The sequence below is a fragment of the Streptomyces zhihengii genome (genome assembly GCF_016919245.1).
GTDB lineage: Bacteria > Actinomycetota > Actinomycetes > Streptomycetales > Streptomycetaceae > Streptomyces > Streptomyces zhihengii.
Genome location: NZ_JAFEJA010000003.1, coordinates 505,732 through 525,475, shown reverse-complemented (window position 1 = coordinate 525,475; position 19,744 = coordinate 505,732). Strand labels below are relative to the sequence as shown.

At 70.5% G+C, this 19,744-nt stretch carries 21 protein-coding genes and 1 pseudogene; 19 read left to right on the top strand and 3 right to left on the bottom strand.

Features of this window, described 5'->3' with window-relative positions:
- The first annotated feature begins 28 nt into the window (after positions 1 to 28).
- From JE024_RS40060 to JE024_RS40050, 3 genes are read left to right on the top strand one after another with little or no spacing between them, the layout of a single operon-like run.
- Positions 29 to 508: a PPC domain-containing DNA-binding protein gene (locus JE024_RS40060; protein WP_205378864.1), complete on the top strand. Its 480-nt coding sequence runs from the start codon at positions 29 to 31 to the stop codon at positions 506 to 508.
- Between the two features lie 58 nt (positions 509 to 566).
- On the top strand, positions 567 to 1,790 hold the full coding sequence (locus JE024_RS40055) for an NsdA family TPR-like regulatory protein (protein ID WP_244883762.1): 1,224 nt from the start codon (positions 567 to 569) through the stop codon (positions 1,788 to 1,790).
- Positions 1,787 to 2,299, top strand: coding sequence for an NUDIX domain-containing protein (locus JE024_RS40050; RefSeq protein WP_030390314.1), 513 nt, complete (start codon positions 1,787 to 1,789; stop codon positions 2,297 to 2,299). The genes JE024_RS40055 and JE024_RS40050 overlap by 4 nt, the downstream gene beginning before the upstream one ends.
- On the opposite strand, the gene JE024_RS40045 is transcribed toward JE024_RS40050, so the two are convergent.
- Positions 2,272 to 3,312 carry an aldo/keto reductase gene (locus tag JE024_RS40045; RefSeq protein WP_244883759.1) on the bottom strand — a complete coding sequence of 347 codons (1,041 nt, stop codon included), beginning with the start codon at positions 3,310 to 3,312 and terminating at the stop codon, positions 2,272 to 2,274. The genes JE024_RS40050 and JE024_RS40045 overlap by 28 nt on opposite strands.
- 29 nt (positions 3,313 to 3,341) lie before the next feature.
- Positions 3,342 to 3,794, bottom strand: coding sequence for an ATP-binding protein (locus JE024_RS40040; protein ID WP_244883757.1), 453 nt, complete (start codon positions 3,792 to 3,794; stop codon positions 3,342 to 3,344).
- A gap of 1,109 nt (positions 3,795 to 4,903) precedes the next feature.
- Here JE024_RS40040 and JE024_RS40035 point away from each other — a divergent pair.
- The 5 genes from JE024_RS40035 to JE024_RS42225 all read left to right on the top strand — a co-directional run bounded on the left by JE024_RS40035 (position 4,904) and on the right by JE024_RS42225 (position 9,204).
- Positions 4,904 to 5,104 (top strand): DUF5999 family protein, encoded by a 201-nt coding sequence (locus JE024_RS40035; RefSeq protein WP_030390311.1) that lies wholly within the window; start codon positions 4,904 to 4,906, stop codon positions 5,102 to 5,104.
- Between the two features lie 218 nt (positions 5,105 to 5,322).
- Complete coding sequence (locus JE024_RS40030) at positions 5,323 to 5,781, top strand: hypothetical protein (protein ID WP_205378861.1); 459 nt, start codon at positions 5,323 to 5,325, stop codon at positions 5,779 to 5,781.
- The gene (locus tag JE024_RS40025; protein ID WP_205378860.1) at positions 5,778 to 6,287 is read left to right on the top strand and encodes a DUF6302 family protein; all 510 of its coding nucleotides are present in this window, start codon (positions 5,778 to 5,780) and stop codon (positions 6,285 to 6,287) included. Before JE024_RS40030 ends, JE024_RS40025 begins: the two co-directional genes overlap by 4 nt.
- Before the next feature lie 792 nt (positions 6,288 to 7,079).
- Positions 7,080 to 8,000 carry a Scr1 family TA system antitoxin-like transcriptional regulator gene (locus JE024_RS40020; protein ID WP_205378859.1) on the top strand — a complete coding sequence of 307 codons (921 nt, stop codon included), beginning with the start codon at positions 7,080 to 7,082 and terminating at the stop codon, positions 7,998 to 8,000.
- Between the two features lie 607 nt (positions 8,001 to 8,607).
- Positions 8,608 to 9,204, top strand: coding sequence for a DUF6624 domain-containing protein (locus tag JE024_RS42225; protein ID WP_307840748.1), 597 nt, complete (start codon positions 8,608 to 8,610; stop codon positions 9,202 to 9,204).
- A 434-nt stretch (positions 9,205 to 9,638) separates the two neighbouring features.
- Here the strand turns inward: JE024_RS42225 and JE024_RS40010 are convergent.
- Positions 9,639 to 11,118: pseudogene (locus JE024_RS40010) on the bottom strand (peptide deformylase).
- Positions 11,119 to 11,351: 233 nt separating this feature from the next.
- Here JE024_RS40010 and queC point away from each other — a divergent pair.
- The 11 genes from queC to JE024_RS39955 all read left to right on the top strand — a co-directional run bounded on the left by queC (position 11,352) and on the right by JE024_RS39955 (position 19,731).
- A complete protein-coding gene (gene queC / locus JE024_RS40005; protein ID WP_205378856.1) occupies positions 11,352 to 12,059 on the top strand; it encodes a 7-cyano-7-deazaguanine synthase QueC in 708 nt (235 codons plus the stop codon).
- Positions 12,056 to 12,451: a 6-pyruvoyl trahydropterin synthase family protein gene (locus JE024_RS40000; RefSeq protein ID WP_205378855.1), complete on the top strand. Its 396-nt coding sequence runs from the start codon at positions 12,056 to 12,058 to the stop codon at positions 12,449 to 12,451. The genes queC and JE024_RS40000 overlap by 4 nt, the downstream gene beginning before the upstream one ends.
- Positions 12,448 to 13,209 carry a 7-carboxy-7-deazaguanine synthase QueE gene (locus JE024_RS39995; RefSeq protein WP_205378854.1) on the top strand — a complete coding sequence of 254 codons (762 nt, stop codon included), beginning with the start codon at positions 12,448 to 12,450 and terminating at the stop codon, positions 13,207 to 13,209. Before JE024_RS40000 ends, JE024_RS39995 begins: the two co-directional genes overlap by 4 nt.
- A gap of 157 nt (positions 13,210 to 13,366) precedes the next feature.
- On the top strand, positions 13,367 to 14,149 hold the full coding sequence (locus JE024_RS39990; protein WP_205378853.1) for a reverse transcriptase domain-containing protein: 783 nt from the start codon (positions 13,367 to 13,369) through the stop codon (positions 14,147 to 14,149).
- A 5-nt stretch (positions 14,150 to 14,154) separates the two neighbouring features.
- On the top strand, positions 14,155 to 14,733 hold the full coding sequence (locus tag JE024_RS39985) for a formylglycine-generating enzyme family protein (RefSeq protein ID WP_205378852.1): 579 nt from the start codon (positions 14,155 to 14,157) through the stop codon (positions 14,731 to 14,733).
- Positions 14,730 to 15,194 carry a DUF6884 domain-containing protein gene (locus JE024_RS39980; protein ID WP_244883755.1) on the top strand — a complete coding sequence of 155 codons (465 nt, stop codon included), beginning with the start codon at positions 14,730 to 14,732 and terminating at the stop codon, positions 15,192 to 15,194. The genes JE024_RS39985 and JE024_RS39980 overlap by 4 nt, the downstream gene beginning before the upstream one ends.
- The gene (locus JE024_RS39975; RefSeq protein ID WP_244883754.1) at positions 15,191 to 16,225 is read left to right on the top strand and encodes a glycosyltransferase family 2 protein; all 1,035 of its coding nucleotides are present in this window, start codon (positions 15,191 to 15,193) and stop codon (positions 16,223 to 16,225) included. The genes JE024_RS39980 and JE024_RS39975 overlap by 4 nt, the downstream gene beginning before the upstream one ends.
- Positions 16,222 to 17,178 carry a radical SAM protein gene (locus tag JE024_RS39970; protein ID WP_205378850.1) on the top strand — a complete coding sequence of 319 codons (957 nt, stop codon included), beginning with the start codon at positions 16,222 to 16,224 and terminating at the stop codon, positions 17,176 to 17,178. Before JE024_RS39975 ends, JE024_RS39970 begins: the two co-directional genes overlap by 4 nt.
- A complete protein-coding gene (locus JE024_RS39965) occupies positions 17,175 to 17,726 on the top strand; it encodes a phosphoribosyltransferase (protein WP_205378849.1) in 552 nt (183 codons plus the stop codon). The genes JE024_RS39970 and JE024_RS39965 overlap by 4 nt, the downstream gene beginning before the upstream one ends.
- Complete coding sequence (locus tag JE024_RS39960) at positions 17,723 to 18,859, top strand: glycosyltransferase family 4 protein (RefSeq protein ID WP_205378848.1); 1,137 nt, start codon at positions 17,723 to 17,725, stop codon at positions 18,857 to 18,859. The genes JE024_RS39965 and JE024_RS39960 overlap by 4 nt, the downstream gene beginning before the upstream one ends.
- Positions 18,859 to 19,731: a 5'-3' exonuclease gene (locus tag JE024_RS39955; RefSeq protein WP_205378847.1), complete on the top strand. Its 873-nt coding sequence runs from the start codon at positions 18,859 to 18,861 to the stop codon at positions 19,729 to 19,731. The genes JE024_RS39960 and JE024_RS39955 overlap by 1 nt, the downstream gene beginning before the upstream one ends.
- Positions 19,732 to 19,744: the final 13 nt, after the last annotated feature.

The following is a 19,744-nucleotide window of genomic DNA, read 5'->3' as shown; positions in this document are numbered from 1 at the left end:
GCAACGATCACGAAGGACGTCCTTGCCCATGCGCTTCTCCCAGGTCCGTCCCGGCCGGCAGTTCGTACTCGCCCTCGACCACGGAGAGGACTTCCTCGACGGGCTCACGAGATTCTGCGAGGAGCAGGACATCCGGTCCGGCTACATCCCCACCTTCGTCGGCGGGTTCAGCTCGGCGCGGCTCGTGGGCACCTGTGAGCCGCTCGCCGACCCCGAGGCCCCGCTGTGGGAGGAAGTCACGGTCGAGACGCTCGAGGCACTCGGCGGCGGGACGCTCGCCTGGGACCTGGACAAGGACTGTCTGGCGCCCCACATCCATGTCGCGGCCAGCATCAAGGGTGCGGAGGCCGAGGGACGGGTCTCTCACCTGCTCGGCGCGACCGTACAGTTCATCTCCGAGATCCCCATCATCGCAGTTCTCGGCGACACTGAGGGCCTGTCACTGACACGGCGCCGCAACCCCTCTCTGTACGACGTTCCGCTCCTCGGCTTCGGCGCAGGCCTCTGAGAGGGGGCGGGCGATGCGCAGGGCGATCCTCTTTCCGAGGGTGGTCGCGGAGCGGCGCATGCGCGTCTACGAGACGTTCACGGTGCGCTTCCAGCGGGCTGCCAAGGAGGTGGCTCAGCTGGACGGTGACCCCTCTCTCGCCTCGGTGTACGTCTCCCGGTCCACATGGGACCGGTGGATGGCCGGGGACATCAAAGGACTCCCTCGCAACCCGACCTGCCGGGTCCTGGAGCATCTGCTCGACGAGTCGGCCGAGCGGCTGTTCGGTCCGGCCGAACCGGACGCCGGCGGTCGGACCGAACCCGAATCGGCGGCGAGAGGCGAGCGTCCGACTGGAGGCGGCGCAGAGGGGCCGCACGTAGCTGCTCTGGAGTCGTTCCGGCTTGCCGACCGTCAGCTCGGTGGAGGCCACGTCTACCGGTCCGTGGTGCACTATCTCACCAACGTCGTCGCCCCCGGCCTCTTCGGCTCGACCGAGACGGGCGAGGACGGCGAAGGAGTCTTCGGGGCCGCGGTCGTACTCACGGAGATGGCAGCGTGGATGGCTCACGATGCCGGCCGGGACGACCTGGCCTCCGGGCACTTCGACCGCGCACTCCGGCTGGCTCAGAGCCTCACGGACGTGACCGCGGGGGCGAACGTACTGGCAGGCATGAGCCACCTGGCCCTGCAGACCCAGCAGGTGGACATCGCCGCCGACCTGGCGCGCAGTGGTTTGGCGCGGCTCTCCGCCGGCCCACGGGTCCCGGCCCTCTCGGCACGCCTTCACGCCATGGAGGCCCGGGCACTCGCCCGGCGCGATGAGGGACGCGGTGCACGTCAGGCTCTCGACGCCGCACGCGACGCCTTCTCCTTCGCAGCCTCCGTTCCGATGTCGCCGTGGGTCGCACCGTTCGACGAAGCGGCCCTGGCCAGTGAGGCGGCCTCCGCGCTCCTGGATCTCGGCGCGCTTGACGCCGCGGCTGCGGAAGCGGCCCGTGCACTGGCGCTTCGTGACGCGAGCCGGGTGCGGAGCCGGGCGTTCGGGCAGGTCACGCTTGCGCGGGTCCTGCTAGCTCAAGATCATGTCGACGCAGCGTGCCAGGTCGGCGTGGAGTTGCTGACCGCCGGCCAGTCCGTGACGTCGCTGCGGCTGAGCAGCCAACTCGCTCTTCTGCAGAGCGATTTCGTAAACCATCGCGCGATTCCGGAGGTCCGTGACCTGCTCTCGCGGATGGCCGCAGCTGCGCGGCATCGTAGATTGCTGCTCGGCAGTCTCGCGCTCCCGGAAGGTCCCCAGTGAACGATGTACCCAGGCCAGGAGAGCCGGGCCGCGACGCCTACCTGGCCGAAGGAAACGCCAAGCAGGCCCGGAAGCGGGCGGCCGCCGATGCCCTGGTGCGGGACGAGGAGGGTCGGCTGCTCTTGGTGAACCCGACCTACAAGGACGGCTGGGACCTGCCCGGAGGCATGGCTGAGGCGAACGAACCCCCTGATGAAGCACTTCGCCGCGAGCTCCGTGAGGAGCTCGGCCTGAACATCACCAGCCTGCACTTCCTGTGCGTCGACTGGGTCGAACCGCATGGCCCGTGGGACGACTACCTCGGCTTCGTCTTCGACGCCGGGGTACTTCCCCCCGGACAGGCCGCAGAACTGAAGCCCTGCGACGAGGAGATCTCCGAGCACGGCTTCTTCGACGTGCCCAAGGCACTGCAGCTACTGCCGGCCCGGCAGCGGGCCCGGACGGAACAGGCGCTGCAAGCGCTGAACGACGGGATCCCGCGCTACCTCCGCAACGGCGTTTCCGGCTGAGACGAAGACACCTCGCGTCCAGCCGGGTGGTCGGTCGCCTCTACGATCACCGCGCGACCTTCGGGAAGGCGCATCGACTTGCGGACGACCTCGAAAACCTCCTCGATCACCGCCAGGTCCGTGGCGCACAGGGGCCCATCGAGACAGCCGAAATACCGACTCACTTCAGCGCGCTCACCCACGCCGACGGCCACCACGGCGTTCTGCGCCTGGTGGAGGATGAACCGTAGGGCCACTCGGAGCCGGGCATCGGCCGAGGGGCCGAACCGGTCGGCCAAAACGGCCAGGCCGCGGTCGACTGCCGTGGCCTGCTTCTCCCCTTGGTCCCCCGCCCCCGTCTCCATACGTGGGCGCCTGCCCGCAAGGACGCCGTTGGCCAGCGGAGAGGCGATCAGCAAGCCGACGCCCTGGCGATCGGTGAAGGCTCCCAGGCTCTCGCCGTCACCGACGTCCGGCAGGGGAAGCAGCCCGTTTGCTCGTGTCCAGACCACGTCGGGGCGGACCTCGTCGAAGAGCTCCAGGAAGCGGCGGATGTAGCGAGGGGAGGAGGAGCCGTCCGGGCCTCGCAGCCCGATAGCTCGTATCTGGCCGAGATCCCGAAGGGTCCGCATCTGCTCGACCACGGGGGCAAGGTAGCGATCGCCGTTGCCGAAGTCGTACGACTCCAGGATGTAGACGGCGAGTTCGGCGAGGTACAGATTCTCCAGCGTCTGTTCGAGCTGATGGCGCACACGCGGGCCGGCGTACGGATGAGGAGCAGAACCCAGGACACGACCCACGGTGCTGGACACCTGCACCCTGTGGCCCCGGTTCTCCTTGAGGATCTTGCCGACGAGCCGCTCGGCGTGCCCGTGAAGATGACTGTCCGCCGTATCGACGAGTTCCACACCTGACTCCACGGCGCAGCGCAAGCCGTCGAGGAGCTTCTCGTCGTCCGGCCTGCTCGTGCCCACGGACCACCGTGAGGTGCCCGTTCCGACGCACAGGGGTTTCAGGAGCAAGCCCGGTGCCATGGGGCAGTGGGGAAGATCGCGGGGCAGCATCAGTGCGTGCCACCCGCTCGGTACAGGAAGACCGCGACGACTCGTTTCCCCGCTTCGTCGGTCTGCACGCGCCAAGCACTGGCCAATTCGTTCACCAGAAACAGGCCTCTCCCGTTCACATCCTCATCGCCGGCCGGTTCCGGCTTCAGGGGCACCGCGGCCGTGTCGCGGTCGCGGTCTCGGACCTGGACCACCGTTCCCCACGGGTACAGGTCTAGGGAGACGTCGACAGCCTCCCCGGCGTGCGTAACCGCGTTTCCCACCAGCTCGTCGGCCACCAGGACCACGTCGTCCATGAACTCCACCGGGGCCTGGGTGAGTGCACGACGGACTATGCCGCGAGCAGCACTCTGCGGAGCGTCGAGGCCACGGAGGTCGAGCACGGCGCGCGTCAGCGGATGACCGAGGCTGCACTCCTGGTTCTCTTGCAAGGCGGTACTGGGACCAAGCACGGGGGTCACTCCTCGCTGCATTCACAATGCCCGGGGGGACGGACTGGCGAGTCCTGGTGAATACGGTCGCTGATGACGCGGTGCCGGCGACAGGGAAAGCCGACCCCACTTCTCCCCACTTCATCGCCGAGAAGGCGGACTTCCGGGCATCCGCACAGGCAACGGAGATCGGAATTCGCACACAGGCTCTGGCTCCGCATGGTCAATCCAGCACGCCTAGCACCAGCCCGGCGTCTCCCAATACCCGCCCCAGCCGGGGCGAGCTGCTTCGAACGACGGCGCCGAAACCGGCCCCTACCTGGCAGAAGGTAGAAAATGGCGGCTCCATACCCCACAGGCCCGCCGAGTGAGCGCCCTATCACCGTACATAAATCACGGCAAGCGATTCCGGTGAAGTGGGGCGAAGTGGGGTGGCGCGGGCCGGTCGACCGCCGGACCTGTCGCGCACGTCTCAACCCACCAAAGAATGACCCCTTTTGCCCATTTTCCCGATGAGGTTGGTGCGGGTGGTTCGGCAAGCAGGGACCACTCCGCAGTACCGAAGTGGGGAGAAGTGGGGGTGGCTTTTTGCTACCGGCAAGGCTCCCCAAGGGCAACGCTATTCACAGCTTCACGCGGTACCAGGAACACGCAATTCGGCCGCGCAGTCCCTAGATGACGAACAGGTTCACAGCGGTGAACCCTGCTGCCGGGTCAGTGACGCACCGTTCACCAGGGGCGCGCACGCCACTGTCGCGCCCCGCCCTACACACCCCAGAAGGGAGTAGTTGATGATGGCCCGCCTCGCCGCCGAACGCCGCACGACCAAGGTCCTGGCCACGGCAGAGGCCACCGTCGACCACCCCAAGAACGGGGCGAGCGCCAGCGCACGGTACAGGCTCCCCGTGCACGCCCTGCGCTGCCTCGCCCTCAGGCTCCGTTCCTCAAACGGGAGTTGTCCGGTGCTGCCCCAGCACCGCGGCTCCCACAAGGCCGGAGCGAGGCGCACGGGCACGCTGCCCATGCCTCCCGGCTGCCGCGGCGAGGGACTCCCCCGCGGCAGCCGGTCATCCCTTTCATCGCCGCTCGAGCCCTTGCCTCTCCAACGCCGCTTCCCTCAAGGAATCGCCATGTGTCAGCACGCGCCCGCCTGCCCCTCCGCCGACGCCCCCGACCACGAGGCCGCCGTCCTGGTCGCGGCGCATCCCGATCAGGGATGGGCGCTCCGCTGCAACGGGGTACTGACGTTCGACGACACCGGTGAGCTGCTCCCCGACGGCACGATCATCGCTCCGCATCGGCCGGCCGCGATGGCGAGTGCAGCCGCATGATCGCTCGTCGGTACACGCATGCTGGCCTCCCGGTGCCGTACGTGGCCGCGTGGAGCGTGGGGACAGCACATGCGCCGGCCGTGGTTCGTCACCGAACCGGGCGCGGGATCGGCTTCACGGATGAGGGGCCGTACGACCGCGATGCGGACGGAGTGCTGTGGATCCGTCAGGCCATCGCCCGGGGATCCGGCCGCCCCCTGTTCCCCACCGTCCACGCCTTGCGCCAGCGTCGAACCGTCAGCCGGATGCTGTGCCAGGTCTGCGGCGCCGACACCCTCAAGCACGATCCGGAGCGGCAGCTGTTCGTCCTCAAGGACGTCGGGCGGCCGATCGAAGAGGGAGAGCTGACCACCGCAGCCCCGGTCTGCCCCCCGTGTGCGCTGATCGCGGTCGAGCACTGCCCGCACCTGCGCGGGCACGTCGCGGCCTGGGTCGAACGGCCGCTGCCGTGGGGCGTCGCCGGGATCCTGTACGACAGGGACACCCTCTCGCCCGTCCCCGGCGACGACCTCACGAAGGTCGCCTACGGCGATCCCGCCCGCCACTGGCTTGTCGCCACCCGTCAGGTGCTGTCCCTCAACGGCTGTACCGCCGTGTTCAAGGACACCGGGTACCTCCTGCCCACCGGTGCCGTCGACCCTCGGCGGCCACTGCCGCGCGAGGCGGTGACGACGTGACCCCCTTCCACCCGCCTGCCGAGCAGCTCCTGGGCGTGCGGCTTCTCGCCGCGCTGGCCGCCCACGACTACGAGTACTGGAGGAGCCGGCTCGCGAACCCCGGCCTCCTGCTCGACGCGGTGGCCGTGGCGCTGTACCGGCTTCCGCTCCTGGCGGTCCCGGTGGGCACGGATCGCCGCAGCGGGCTCATGGACATGGGCCACCCGGTCTTCGCTGAAGCACTCGCCGACGCCCTGCGGGGACGCCCGGGCTTCGACCAGGTCACGGTCTCCGGGCAGGTCGTGCGCTGGGGCGAGCCGATGCCGGAAGACCTCGCCCCGGATGCCCGCCGCCGCTTCCAGGGACTACGGGAGGAGCCCAGGTACGGGCCCTACATGCGGCCCCCCGCCGGACACGGGGGGCGTGACCAAGGCACGAGGAGCTGGCCTCCCTTGTCCGAGTCACCGCCCGAACGACAGCCCACTCCTCCCCGGGCTGTCGTCACGGCCGGCGCCGCGCACGCCTGACAGCCGCGGCGCCCTGTCCCCGCTCTGGTGCCGCGCCGGCCACCCCCGCCACGGCGCGGCACCGGAGCCCCGATCACTCGCTGGAGAACACACCCTCATGACGTTACGCAGTGACCACCTGTGGCATATCGCTCTCGGTGAGCAACCGCCGATGGGGCTTCCTTCGGACCTGGCCTCGGTACGGGTAGGCCTGGCGCTCGGCCTGCCCGCGCTTGACGCCCTCGTCGGGGAGGGCACGGGCGTCGGGCCGGTGCAGTACTGCCTGGCCCATCGCCAGCTCGTGGTGCCGGTGGAGGCCGGACGGTGCACCAGTGGAGGGCCGCGCACTCCGACTGCGTTCCCGCGGCGGGATCCCGGAGCTGTGGTGCGGGCGGCTACCGCGGCTGCATGGGCCTGTGGGTGACCCGCCCCGGCCCCGGCCGACGCGCTGCACGAGGCGCTCAGCCTCACCCGCGCCCGCCTGCGTACTGCACCCGGCACGCGCTACCCCCGTCACCAGGGGGCCCGCTGTGCGTAGACACGTGTCCGAGAGCAGCGCCTGGTGGCCGTGGAGGCCCGGCCGCGATCACCTCCGCGTCCTGCCGTTCGCAATCGCCGAATCCGTGCCGAGGCAGCGGTGACCGCCACCGGACTGGTCATCACCGTCCTGATCGTGCTGGCCATAGCCGCCCTGGTGCTCCTCGGCCCCCGGCTGACCGCTCGGCGGCTCCCGCCGGAAACGGATGACCCTGCTCCGCACCCGCCCCTAGACCTTCCCTGACCACCCGAACACCCAGGCAAGGACCTTTCGACATGCTTCACGCTGTTCCGTCGCCGCCGGCTGAGGTGCCTCAGGCGCCCGCCCGGATCATGACGGGCCTCTACCTGCGGTGCCGGCGCGAAGCGCAGCACATCAGGCTGGAGCAAGCCGCCCGCGTTGTCGGGGTGTCCGTGCCGTCGGTCAGCCGGTGGGAGCGGGCCAAGTCCTCCATTCCGTCGGACGCGCTCGGCACGCTGCTGCGGCTCTACGGGGTGGCGGACGCCCACGCGAGATTCCTGGTGGGGAGTCTTCCGCCGCAGGGCTACAGCCGCGGGCAACATGAGGAGCGGGGTGGGGGCCGGCGCGCCCCGCACGACTGCTGGGTGGACGTGGCCCTCGACGAGGCGACGGCTCGTCACATTGCGATGATGCGCCTGGCGAGCGAGGTCATCCAGTACTGCCGTCAGGTGCCCGCCGGTCTGCGCACCGAGGACTACCAGCGGTTCATGCTGGACCCGGAGGTGTGCATCGCCCCTGATGAGCCGGTGCTCGGGCTGTCGTCGTGGGTGCACGGCGTGGACTGGGCCGAGCGACAGCGGCGGACGGTACTGCTGGACGAGACCGTGCTGGCCCGGGGACGCGGCGATCGCCCCGCAATGGTGGCCGACCAGTTGCGGCACCTGGCCCAGCTCGTGAACCGGGAGTGCGAGGGGCAGGGCCTGACCATCCGCATCCTGCCGGCGGAACAGGTGCTTTTCATCCACACGGTGGGTGCGAGCGCCGAGGTGACCCTCCACGAGCGCCGCATGACGGTGGCCTTCGGTCTCTCCCCCACATACGAAACCGGCTCCGGCGCCGCGCGGATCATCGGCGCCGGGCTACGCGAGGCCGCTGACGCCGCGTGGGGCCGTGAAGCAACGTTGAGGGCGCTCGTGAGCGCGGCCGAGGACATGGAGCGGAGGGCCGCGTCATGATCGCCGCCCTTCGGCTCCTCACGATCCTGTTGGGCTCCACGCCGCCGGGGGAGCCCATGAGCAGGCTGCTCCTTCTCGACGAAGCCGCCTTCGCGGGTCGTATCCAGGCCCGGCACTCCCATAGCGCGGGTCGCAGTGTCTCGGGCGTCGGGCACGGCCCTGCCCGTGTGGGGGTGAGCGCATGACCTCCGGATTTCCCGACGACTACTTCAAGAGGCCCGCCGTTGCGCGACTGCAGGACCACCTCGACGGCGGGACCGACAACTACCGCCCCGACCGGGACTTCGCTCGCGATCGGAGGACCTGCCGGCTGTCCGCCACACCAACGGCGAGCGCGTCACACCCCTGCGACTGCGCGCCGAGCTGCGGCCCGCGCCCACCGTGGCGATCTCCGCCTCCGCCGACGCACTCCCCTTGCCGACGGTGGACGCCCGATGAGCACCCGGGTGGCCACCCTGTCTGCCTCAGTCGGCCCGACGTCGCGCCTTCGCCCCCACGACGTCCGACCCTCACGCCGCGGGCACGCGGCCAGCGCTCCGCATCCGCGTTGGTGCGCGCCGAGACCGAAATCTGACCGCCGGACCGATCGAGAGGCAGGCACACCACGATGACTACGCCCGGAAGCCCACCCGATTGGGTCGCCATCGGCCGCGACCTGACCGCGCGGGCAGACACCGCCAAGGAGTCATGGCGGACGCCTGCCTACCGCCGGGCCGCCGCGCCTGCGGAGGTATTCTCGGCGGCCCGGAAGGCCGACGCTGAGAACGCCCTGTTCCTGGGGGAGATCGTTGCCCGGCACGGCTGGCCGGGACGGTCCCGGGTCGGCGAGGACGGATGCCGGGCCGCTGTGGCCATCGCCGTCCACGCCGACCAGGAGCGTCAGCTTCAGCTGCGGTTCCTTGCCGCCTTACGTGAGGCGGCACAACGAGGTGAGGCGACGCCCGCCCAGTGGGCCCGTGCGCAGGACCGACTCCTCGTCAACAGCGGTCAGCCGCAGATGTACGGCACGCAGTGGATCTACCGTCCGGACGGAACGGGCGGGCGTCTGGAGCTGCTGCCGGTTACGGAGCCGGACGCGCTCGACCAACGCCGCGCACAGGTCGGTCTTGCCGTCCACGGCGAGCGGGCCGGGCTTCTGCGCCGACGACACCTCGCTTCCTTATCCGCCCCCGTCGTCCCGCCCGTAGAAAGGCCGGCCGCATGAGTGCCCCCAGTCTCCTTGAGATTAGCCTTCCCCCCGGCCTTGACGCCGGGGCGTGTGAGGAGCTCGCGGTCGTGGCCCAGCGGTGCATTTCCGGGTACAGCGACGACCGGCCGGTCAGTGCCTCCCTGGTGCACTCACGGCTGACGAACGCGCTGACCGGCGCGCTGCCGGTCGACGGCGGCCGCGGCCAGCTGACGCTGGCCGCCCTCGCGGCCCCGGCAGCGGTCGCCGCGAACACCCACCTGCTCGTCGCGACGTGCGAGCAGGGAGGCCCGGACGCGGCCGAGGCGTTCTTCGCCGCCGCGCGGCGCACGGCACACCTCACCGCCCTGACCCAGGGTGTCGCGGAGCCGCTGTGCGTGGACGTATACGTGCTCGGCTTACTCAAGCCGCCTTCGTGGGCCGGCGTGTCCGCTCCGCTGGGTTGGCGAGAATCAGCGGTAGTTCCAGGTATGGCCGGTTCCGCGGTACTCCTCGACGGGAATCGGTTCGGTGCCGGGGAGCATGCGGTCCCGGTAGAGGGTGCCGTGGAGATGGTCGACCTCGTGCAGTACGAGTCGGGCGAGGCCCTGTTCGTATCGGGTGAGACGGGGGGTTCCGTCAAGGTCGGTATGGGCCACGACGACGCTCAGGGGCCGGGGTACCAGGCCGCGGACATCGAAGTAGCTGAGGCAGCCCTCGTACTGCTCGTCCGATTCGGCCGAGGTCTCGGCGATCGCGGGGTTGAGGAGAACGATCGGCCCGGCTCCTGGGGTCGGGGGGATGACGACGGCGGCCGCCCGGTCGATACCGATCTGGCAGGCGGCAATCCCCATTCCCTTCCCGAACGTGTGCAGTTGCCGGACGCGTTCGATGGCGTCGAGGAGCTCGCCCACCACCCTCGTTGCTTCATCGGCCTCGGAGGGAAGGTCGAAGCGGCGTGCGGCGGTGTGCAGCAGGGGGTCGCCCTCCTGGACGATGCCGGCGCCGGCCATCGCGGCGCTCGGGGGGATCGCGTTCACGGTCTCGGACTCGCTCTCTGCGGTGTGCAGGGTCTTGAGGCGCCACTCCAGGCGGTAGCGGGCGTGGAGCTGGGGTTCGCGCGTGCTCCACGAGAAGATCGTCTGGTCTCCGTCGATGGTCCGTACGGGCTGCGTGCGGAGCGGGGCGAAGTCGGCGGTGAGGGACGTCTCGGTGCCCCAGACAGTGGGGTCGAGGGCGGTGGGGAATGCAAGGGTGACGCTGAGCTCGCTGGTGGGCACGCGAACGGCCCTTTGGAACCACGGCCCCCATTTGTCGCCGCTGACTGTGTAGGTGTAGGTGATCTCGGCTTCTTGGTCCGGGTAGAGCGGAAATCGGGCCTGATCGTTAGCGAAGGTCAGCCAGATCTCCTTGAAGGCGTCCCGGTCGTGCTTGACCGTCCAGCCCATCGCCTCCTTCCCGCAGTGCGCTTCGAGCCGCAGTTCGTCCCAGGTCAGGGGCCGCGCGCGGTACAGGGCGTTGGAGCGCTCGGGTTCCCCGGGGTACCGGTCGACCGCGATGCGGACGAGGTATCGGGTCACCGGCTCGCTGCCGACGTTCCGGAGGAGCCTGCGCATTCGCAGGTGGTAGGCGCCGTCGGCATAGGTCAGGCGTGCCTCGTCCTCGAGGACGAGGACTCCCGTGGATGCAGGCGTCTCCTCCGGCGTCTCGGCGTGGCAGGGGTTCGCCGTCGTCGTCCTTCCACGCGTTCCACAGCGCGCCGGCGGCTTCCAGTTCCCTGTCCATGCGGCGGATCAGGTCGGAGCTTCCTCGCTCGCGCCCGGCTTCGAGATGGCTGATATAGGACGGGTCGATCCCGAGCCGTCGGGCCAGGGCGGCCGCGGAAAATCCGCGGATTGTGCGGAAGTGCTTCAGCGTGGCCGAGAAGGGTTCGATCTGAGACCGATCGCCCATGTTGCCTCCCGCATCCGTGAGTTGAAGATGAGCGTGAGTGAGTGCGGCTCATGGATGCCTCATCCTGCCCGGTTGGGGCTCACTGGTGCCAGGCGGCATCCGCGCCGGCTCCCGACGGGGCCGCGTGCCCCGCCCCGTGCCGCCCCGCTTCGCGTCCACACCCCCAGGGCCACGTGCCCGGACTCACTCCACTTCCCGGCTTCAGACCGGGGAACTTTGAAGGGCATCAGGAGATGACTGGACCCGCGCCGCGCACTGCGGTGCTCATCAGCTCGGGCGGCATGGACAGTGCCGTCACCGCGTACGACCTCGCCGATCAGGGCACCGCTCTGATCTTGCTGTCGTTCAACTACGGGCAGCGCCAGGTCAAGGAGCTCGCCTACGCCGCCCGGACCGCGACACGGCTCGGCGCGGCCCACCACACCGTCGACTTGAAGAGCGTGGGCACGCTGTTGACCGGCTCCGCGCTCACCGACACCTCTGTCTCGGTTCCCGACGGCCACTACAGCGACACGACGATGGCCTCGACGGTCGTCCCGAACAGAAACGCCATCATGCTGAACATCGCAGCGGCCGTCGCGATCAGCGCGAAGGCCGACGCCATCGGCTTCGGCGCCCACGCCGGCGACCACACCATCTACCCGGACTGCCGGCCGCTGTTCTTCGACAAGGTCACCCAGTCCATCGAGGCGGGCAACGAGGGGCTGCTCGTCCCGGGCTTCCGCGTCCTGGCCCCGTTCCTCCACCTGACGAAGGCGGACATCGCCCGGCGCGGCGCCGAGCTGAAGGTGCCGTTCGAGGAGACGTGGTCCTGCTACAAGGGCGGCGAACTCCACTGCGGGGTGTGCGGAACGTGCGTCGAGCGCCGCGAGGCGTTCACCCTGGCGGGCGTGGTGGACCCGACCGCGTACGAGGCCCTGTCCGGGGAGGTCGGCCGATGAGCGCGGTGCGGGGCTGGACCCGGATCGGCAAGCAGTTCCAGTTCCATGCCGCGCATCAGCTGCTGAGCCTGCCGGAGGGTCACAAGTGCAGGCGCGAGCACGGCCACACCTACACCGTCGAGGTCGTCTGGACCGCCCAGGTGCTGACCGGGCCCGGGTTCGTGACGGACTTCGCGAACTTCGGGCCGTTCAAGCGGTTCATCGACGACCACCTGGATCACCAGAACCTGAACAAGGTCCTGGAGATCGAGCCGACGTCGGAGAACCTGGCCCGGCTCCTCGCCGAGTGGCTCATCGAGCAGCTGGAGCCGGTCATCGAGGGCCAGCTCGTGAGCGTGAGCGTGTCGGAGTCCCCGTCCTCCTGGGCGACGTTTGAGGTGGCACGCGGATGAACGCCGGCGCGCTCCATCTCCTGTCGAGCTCTGTGACGGACGACCGGCAGTTATCGGTCGCGGAGACGTTCGGGCCCACCTTCCAGGGGGAGGGCCCCTCCACGGGCAGGCAGGCCCTGTTCATACGGCTCTCGCGGTGCAACCTGTCGTGCGGGCAGGGCCAGCTGGCCCGGTGGGCTTGCGACACCCCCGAGACGTGGGACTTCAAGAGGTTCGACCCGCGGGATCCGGCCGTCTCCCGCCGGCAGAGTGTGGAGTCGCTCACCGAGTGGGCGCTCGCCGTCCCCACCCGCCTGATTGTGATCACCGGCGGGGAGCCGATGATCCAGATGTCCGGTCTGACACGGCTGGCCCGCGCCCTGCACGGGGCCGGTCGGGAGATCGAGATCGAGACGAACGGGACGTTCATCCCCAGCGGTGAGCTGGTGGGATACGTGCGCGCGTTCAACGTGTCGCCGAAGCTGTCCACCGCCGGCGGCCGGGCGTCGGCCCGTATCGTCCCGGCGGCGCTGCGCGCGCTGGCGGAGAGCGGCAAGGCCCGCTTCAAGTTCGTCATCAGCCACCCCGGGGACCTCGTCGAGGCGGCCGAGCTCGTCGAGCGGTTCGCGCTGAGCGAGGTGTGGGTGATGCCCGAGGGCGTGTCCTCGAAGGCCGTCCTGGACGGGATGCGGGAGATGGCCCAGGAAGCGCTCCGTCTCGGCTTCAACCTGAGCCCCCGGCTTCACACCCTGCTGTGGGAGGACGAGCGTGGCCGGTAGCCCGGACAGCACAAAGCCTGAGTGGGGCCGTCGTTCCCGCTCTCTCCGGCCGCGTGTGTGGGATAGCGGCCAATCAGCGGAGAAGGGGATCGTTCCTGCCACTCAGGCAGGAGCCACTGTAGTGCGCAACTCCCGTGCTGTGTCTACCCATTCGCTGATGCCGTTCCTCGTCGAGCCGCTCCATCTCAAGCGAGCCGCCCGGCTGTGCATGCGTCGGGCCTCGGCGCCCGGTGCCGACGGACAGTCCTGGGCGGCGTTCCGCCGGGGACTGCCTGAGCGACTCGACCGGCTCGCCGAAGACCTCCGCCTGGGGCTGTGGCGTCCCGGGCCGGTCAAGGCGTCGCACGTCATCGCCTACACCGGCAAGCGGATCGACATGGTGATGCCGACGGTGGGTGACCGCGTCGTCCATCGGGCGATGCGCCGCGCCGTCGAACCGGTCCTGGAGACGCACGCGTTCGCGCCGTGGGTCTCCGGGTTCCGGCCGGGACGCAATCGGCTCACCGCGCTGCGCCAGGCGGCGCAGCACCTTCGCGCCGGCCTGGTGTGGGTCGCCGACGTCGACGTGAAGCAGGCGTCGGCCGGCGCCCATACCGAGGAAGTCATCGACTGGCTCGCCGATCACGTCCAGGATGGCTCCTTCCTCGACCGGGTCCGTATAGCCCTGGAGGCGCTGCCCGACCCGATCGCTCCCGGGTGCGGCCTGAGCCCGATGCTCTTGAACCTGCGCCTTTCTCGTGTCGACTCCGCACTGGGCGGCTTCCACGTCGTGCGGTTCGCCGACAACTACTGCCTGTTCGCGGACAGCCAGGAGCAGGCCGAAGCAGCGAACGAGGCCCTGACCGCGGCTCTTGGAACGGTCCGGCTGCAGCCCCACCCGGGCAAGAGCCGGATCCGGCCGGCGGCCAACGCCGAAGACCTCTTCCTGATCAACGGATGACGCCCATGACGCCCACCATCACCCCCGCCCAACGGCCGGGGCACGGAATCTGCTGGGTGCCGGTCCCCTCCGGGACCTGCCTCTTCGGAGACCGCAGTCGGCCGATCAAGGTCCGGGCGCTGGAATGGACCCGGACCCCCATTACCCCTGCCCAGCTCGGCGCGGGAGTCAGTACGGCGCCGATGACCGGGCTGTCCCAGTCCGAGGCCGCCGAGATCGCCCGTGGACTCGGCGGGCGCCTGCCGCGCTCCGTGGAGTGGGAGTACGCCGCCTCCGGCCCCGGCCGGCGCACATATCCCTGGGGGGAAGCCGCCCCGGCGGCCCACCTCGCGAACCTGCGCAGTGGTCCCGGCACCACCACCGAGGTCGGCTCCCACCCGGGTGGCGCGACCCCGGAGGGACTCCTGGACATGGTGGGGAACTGCTGGGAATGGACCTCCAGCTCCGTCCTGGGCGACGGTTTCATCCTGCGGGGCGGCTCGTACGACTCCCCTGACCTCTACGCGAAGTGCACCTTCCTCAACGCCGCACCCGCCGAACTGGCTTCGGCCGGGATCGGCTTCCGGGTGGTGAGGGAGACGTGAGCGCCCCCGTGCCTCTGCCCGGCACCCTGGTCATGGCCGGGTGCTCCCGGCGCAAGGCCACCACTGCGAGCCCGGTGCCCGCGCTCGACCTGTACCAGGGCGGCATCGTCCCGCAGCTACGCGACCGGCTGGCCGGACACGCCCAGGTGCTGGAGCGGGTGTGTTTCCTGTCAGCCGAGCATGGTCTTCTCGGAGCCCGCTCGCCGGTCCTGCCCTACGAGCGGCCGCTGACCGACGCCCGCGCCCGCCTGCTGCGGCCGGCGGTCTGCGCCGCCGTCCGTGAACGCCTCGACGCGCTGGACCACCACCCTGCGCAGATCCTCCTCGTCGCCGAACCGGCCTATCTGTCGCTGCTGGCCGATGTCCTCGGCGACGAGGACCGGCCGCGCATCCGGTGGATCACCGACCCCCGCGCCTGGGACGAAGCTTCTGCCGTACTCGACGATTGGAACTGGCCGTGAACGACACCTTGGCCCACGCCCTGGGCCAGCAGCCCAACGACCACAGCAGGCTGCGAGCCGACTTCGAAGGCGCCACCGGGATCGGCTGGCACACGCCGACACCGCCCGTCCTCGCCGCCGGCCGCGCCGTGTCGGTGGTGATCCCCGCCCGGAACACCGCCTACGCGCTCCCGGCCGTCCTTGACTCCCTCGCCGCCCAGGACACCCAGGGCCCCGTCGAGGTGATTGTGGTCGACGACGGATCCACCGACGACACCCACCTCATCGCCGCCCGGCATCCCGCCGTGGACACCTTGGTGCGCCTCGCCCAGTCGGAGGGGGCCGCGGCCGCCCGCAACGTCGGCACCTACCTGGCGAGCGCCGACACCGTCCTGTACCTCGACTCCGATATGGTCCTGCCGCGCCATGCGCTGGCCGACTTCGCCGCCCGCGCCCTGCCGGACACCATCCTCACGGGCTTCCGCCACAACGTGCCCTTCCAGCCCGGCCCAGACGGTCTGCCTCTCGTCCCCGACGGGCCGGCCGATCTCGCGGCCGACCACCGGGTCACCTGGCGCAGCGCGGGCGGACCCCTCCTCTACTCCGGGCACGTGCTGCCCGGCCCCACCACGGGCAGTCCCCTCAACGACACGGACGACTTCCAGAAGCTGGGCCACGGCGCCTTCTACCTCGACTGGGACCTCGCCCGAACCGTCGTGACGGCGATGGTCGCCGTTCCCCGCGCCGCGGTCGTCGATGTCGGCGGCTTCGACGAGACGTTCGGCCGCATCGGCTGGGGCATGGAGGACACCCACCTCGGCGCCGCCCTCATCGCGGCCGGGTGTCTCGTCGTCCCGCTGCGCCAGGCGGTTGGCTACCACCTCGACCCCCCGGACGCCGACGCCCAGTGGCAGACCAAACTCCAGGGCTGGCCGGCCACCCTCGCCCACTACCGCGGCAGGCTGGCCGCTTCGGCGCCCATCGGCCGCGGACGGGCCTTCGCGGCCGCCGCCCACCGGCTGCTGGTACGGGCGGAGGTGAACGGCCGATGACCGTTCGCGCCTTCTCGACCCGCGTCCTGGGCGGAAAGAGCCTGGTGTACGACCCGGCCACCGAGCTGACCCACCTGGCGCCGCAGGTGCTGGCCTCTGGGCGCTGCTGGCTCGACGGCACGCAGGTCGTGGCATGGCAGCCCGTCTTCCAGCGGCAGGTCGCCACGGCCGTGCCGTTCAACGTCTGCTGGTCGCCGCTCGTCCGGTGCAACCTGGAGTGCCCGCAGTGCCTGGACGACAAGACCGTCCAGGAGCTGCGGAGCGCTGACCGGGCCAGGATCGCCAGGATCCTTGCCACCAGCGGCACCCTCGGCCTGGACATTTCCGGGGGCGAGCCGCTGCTCCTGAGGGACCTGACAGCGCTCGGCCGGACCCTGCGCTCTGCAGGTGCCGTCGTCAGCTGCACCACCAACGGCTGGCACCTCGCGCGGCGCGCCCCCGAACTCGTCGGGGTCTTCGACGCGATCCGCGTCAGCCTGGACGGGCCCACCGCGGCGACGCACGACCGCTGGCGCGGCACGGGAAGTTTCGGTCGGGCCTGCGAGGGAGTCCGGGCCGCCGTTCGGGCCGGCCTTCCGGTGCAGCTCCACTTCGTCGTGATGCAGTCCACGGCCGACGGCATGCAGCAGATGGCCAACCTCGCCGCCCGGCTCGGCGCCGGCGGGGTCACCTTCCTGCAGATGCTGCCCATCGGCGATGGCCGGGCCCTGCGCGATACGCAGATGCTCTCCGACGCCCAGGCACGCACCCGTCTCGATGCGGTGACCCCGCCGCCCGGGGTACGGGTCCGGCTGCGGACCAGGGAGATCGCCGACGCGTTCACCGTCGTCCGCGCCGACGGCAAGGTCTGGCGCAACACGGACCAGGCCAACGAGATCAGCGCGCTGCGCCGCCTGACCCGTGCCGAGGACCTCCACTTGCCCGTTCCCGTCCTGCAAGGGAGCACACCGTGAGCGGCTCCACGGCCCGCCGGCTCTTCCGCGGCACCGGCCCCTTCGAGTTGACCGAACCCGTGCTGGAGCGCGCTCTCGACGAGCTGGCCGCGGCCATCGCGCCAAGCGGCGAGGTCAGCATCGTCATCGCCGTGGCCAACGGCGGCACCATCCCGGGCGCCGGGCTCGCCGGACGCCTCACGGTCCCCCTCACCCACATCCACGCCAAGCACAACCGCACCGACGCCATCCACACCCAGGCCACCGGGAACGTGGCCGTCGCCTTCCCCGACGGCTTCCCGGACGCCCTGTCCGGGCGGGTCCTGCTCGTCGACGACATCTGCGGAAGCGGCGCCACCTTCGACGCCGTCACCGCCGCCCTCGCCCCGCGGCTCACGACCGGGGCCCGCATCGAGACCGTGGCCCTGTGCCGCAACGCGGGCGCGGACCGGGAACCCGACTGGGCCGCGTACACCGTCGACGACTGGGTGGTCTTCCCCTGGGAGACCCCGCCCGCCGGCATCAAGCTCGTCGCCCTGCCCGCTCCCCTGAACGGACGACCCCTGTGAACCCGAACCCCCGCCTCAGCGTGCTGCTGGTGCTCGCCTCCTGGCAGGTGGATGCCCCCGCCGGAATCGAGCGGGCGACTGCGGCGCTCGCCGCGGGCCTGGCGGAAGCCGGACACCACGTCGTGATCGCCACCGGCGCGCCCCAGCCGGCAGACCAGGCTCTGCCCGGCGTGACGGTGGAACCCCTCGATCTCGGCGTCACCTTCCCCTGCAGCGACACCACCCTGCGCGACGCGATCACCGCCGGCGCCGACAAACTCCAGGCCCGCCTCCGGGACATCACGGAGCAGCACCGCACCGACACCATCGTCTTCACCGACGCCCTGTGGGGCCTTGGCCGCCTCGACGTGGACCTGCCGCTGGGCATCCGGCGGATCCTCGCCGTACACGTCCTGCCGCACGCCGAGGACATGCGCCCGGCCCTGGCCCTCGCCGACACCGTCATCGTCCCCTCCGAGTTCGTACGGTTCGAGGCCCAGCAAGCGGGCTGGCCCACCAGCAGTTGGCACGTGGTGCCCAACGCCTTGCTCCGCGAGATCGACCCACCGCCGTTGACCGAACGACTCGCCCTGCGCGAGGACGGCCCCATCCGCGTCCTCGCCCGCCTGGGAACCGAGAAGGGAGTCCTGCCGCTGCTCACCGCCGCAGCCTGCCTGCCTTCCGGCCGGCCGCTGCACGTGCAGCTCGCCGCAGCCGCCTTCGAGAGCGCCGACGGCTCACAGGAGACGCTGCTGGGCCGGTGCCGCGACTTGGCCGACAGGGCCGACCACATCACGCTCACCACCGGCACGCTGCCCTGGGACGAGGTTCCCCTCTGGCTCTCCGAGGCCGCCCTGGTGATTGTTCCCTCACTGCGGGAGACCTTCGGACTCGTCGCGCTGGAAGCCATGAGCGTCGGGGCTCCGGTCATCGCCTACCGGACCGGTAACCTGCCGGCCCTGCTCCAGGACGGAATCGCCACGCGGGGGTTGCTGGGCGAACTGATGCACGGCCCGAACGCGCTGCTGCGACTGGCCCAACGCCTCCTCGCCGATCCGATAGCCTACGGACGCACTTCAGAGGCCATGTACCACCTCTCGCAGGACTACAGGCCCCTCCGTATCGCCCAGCTATTCGTGAAGGCGGTGTCGTGATGGGTAATCCTGCCCGTCTGCACTCCCAGGTCGCCCCCCTGCTCCTCGTCGACGGCTTCAACGTGCTCTGGCGCGGGCACTTCGGCTTCCCCGCGCCGGTGTTCTCCCGGGACAAGACCCGCAACCTGACCGGCCTCTTCGCCTTCTTCGCGCTCCTGCGGGCCAGCGTCCGCGACGACCTGGACACCGGGCCGGTGGAGATCTGCGTCGTCCTGGACGGCGAGAACGGCAGCGCGGACCGCAAGGACGCCGACGCCGACTACAAGGCCAACCGGGAGTCCACCCCCGCAGCCCTGGAGCCCATCCAGTTCCTCGCCCCGATCAAGGAAGCCCTCGACGGGTACGGCATCGGCTGGGTCGAGATCGACAACGCCGAAGCCGACGACGTTATCGCCACTCTCACCGACCGCCACCCGGACCGTCCCGTACGGATCATGTCCGCCGACCAGGACTACTACCAGCTCCTGCACGGCGAACGAGTCAAGATCATCAACCGGTCCCGGAAGGCTTCCGCGCGGATCATCACCGACTCCGAGATCGCCGAGCGGTACGGCGTTACCCCGGCCCAGTGGCCCGACTACCGGGCCCTGACCGGCGACACGTCCGACAACATCCCCGGCGTCAAGGGCATCGGCGCCAAGACGGCCGCAGCCCTCCTAGCTGGCGGGCTCACCCTGGAGGACCTGCCCGACTCCGGGCGCCTGACCGGAGCCAAGGGAGCGGCCATCACCATGGGCTGGAGCGATGTGCATCGCTGGCGCGAACTCAGCCGGATGCGGCGGGACGTGCCCGTCGCCTGGCAGGCCACCGGCAACGTGAGCCCGCTCCTGCCCAAGCCCGCCGACGTCGTCGAGAAGCTGGGCCTGTGGTGACGCGCGCCGGATC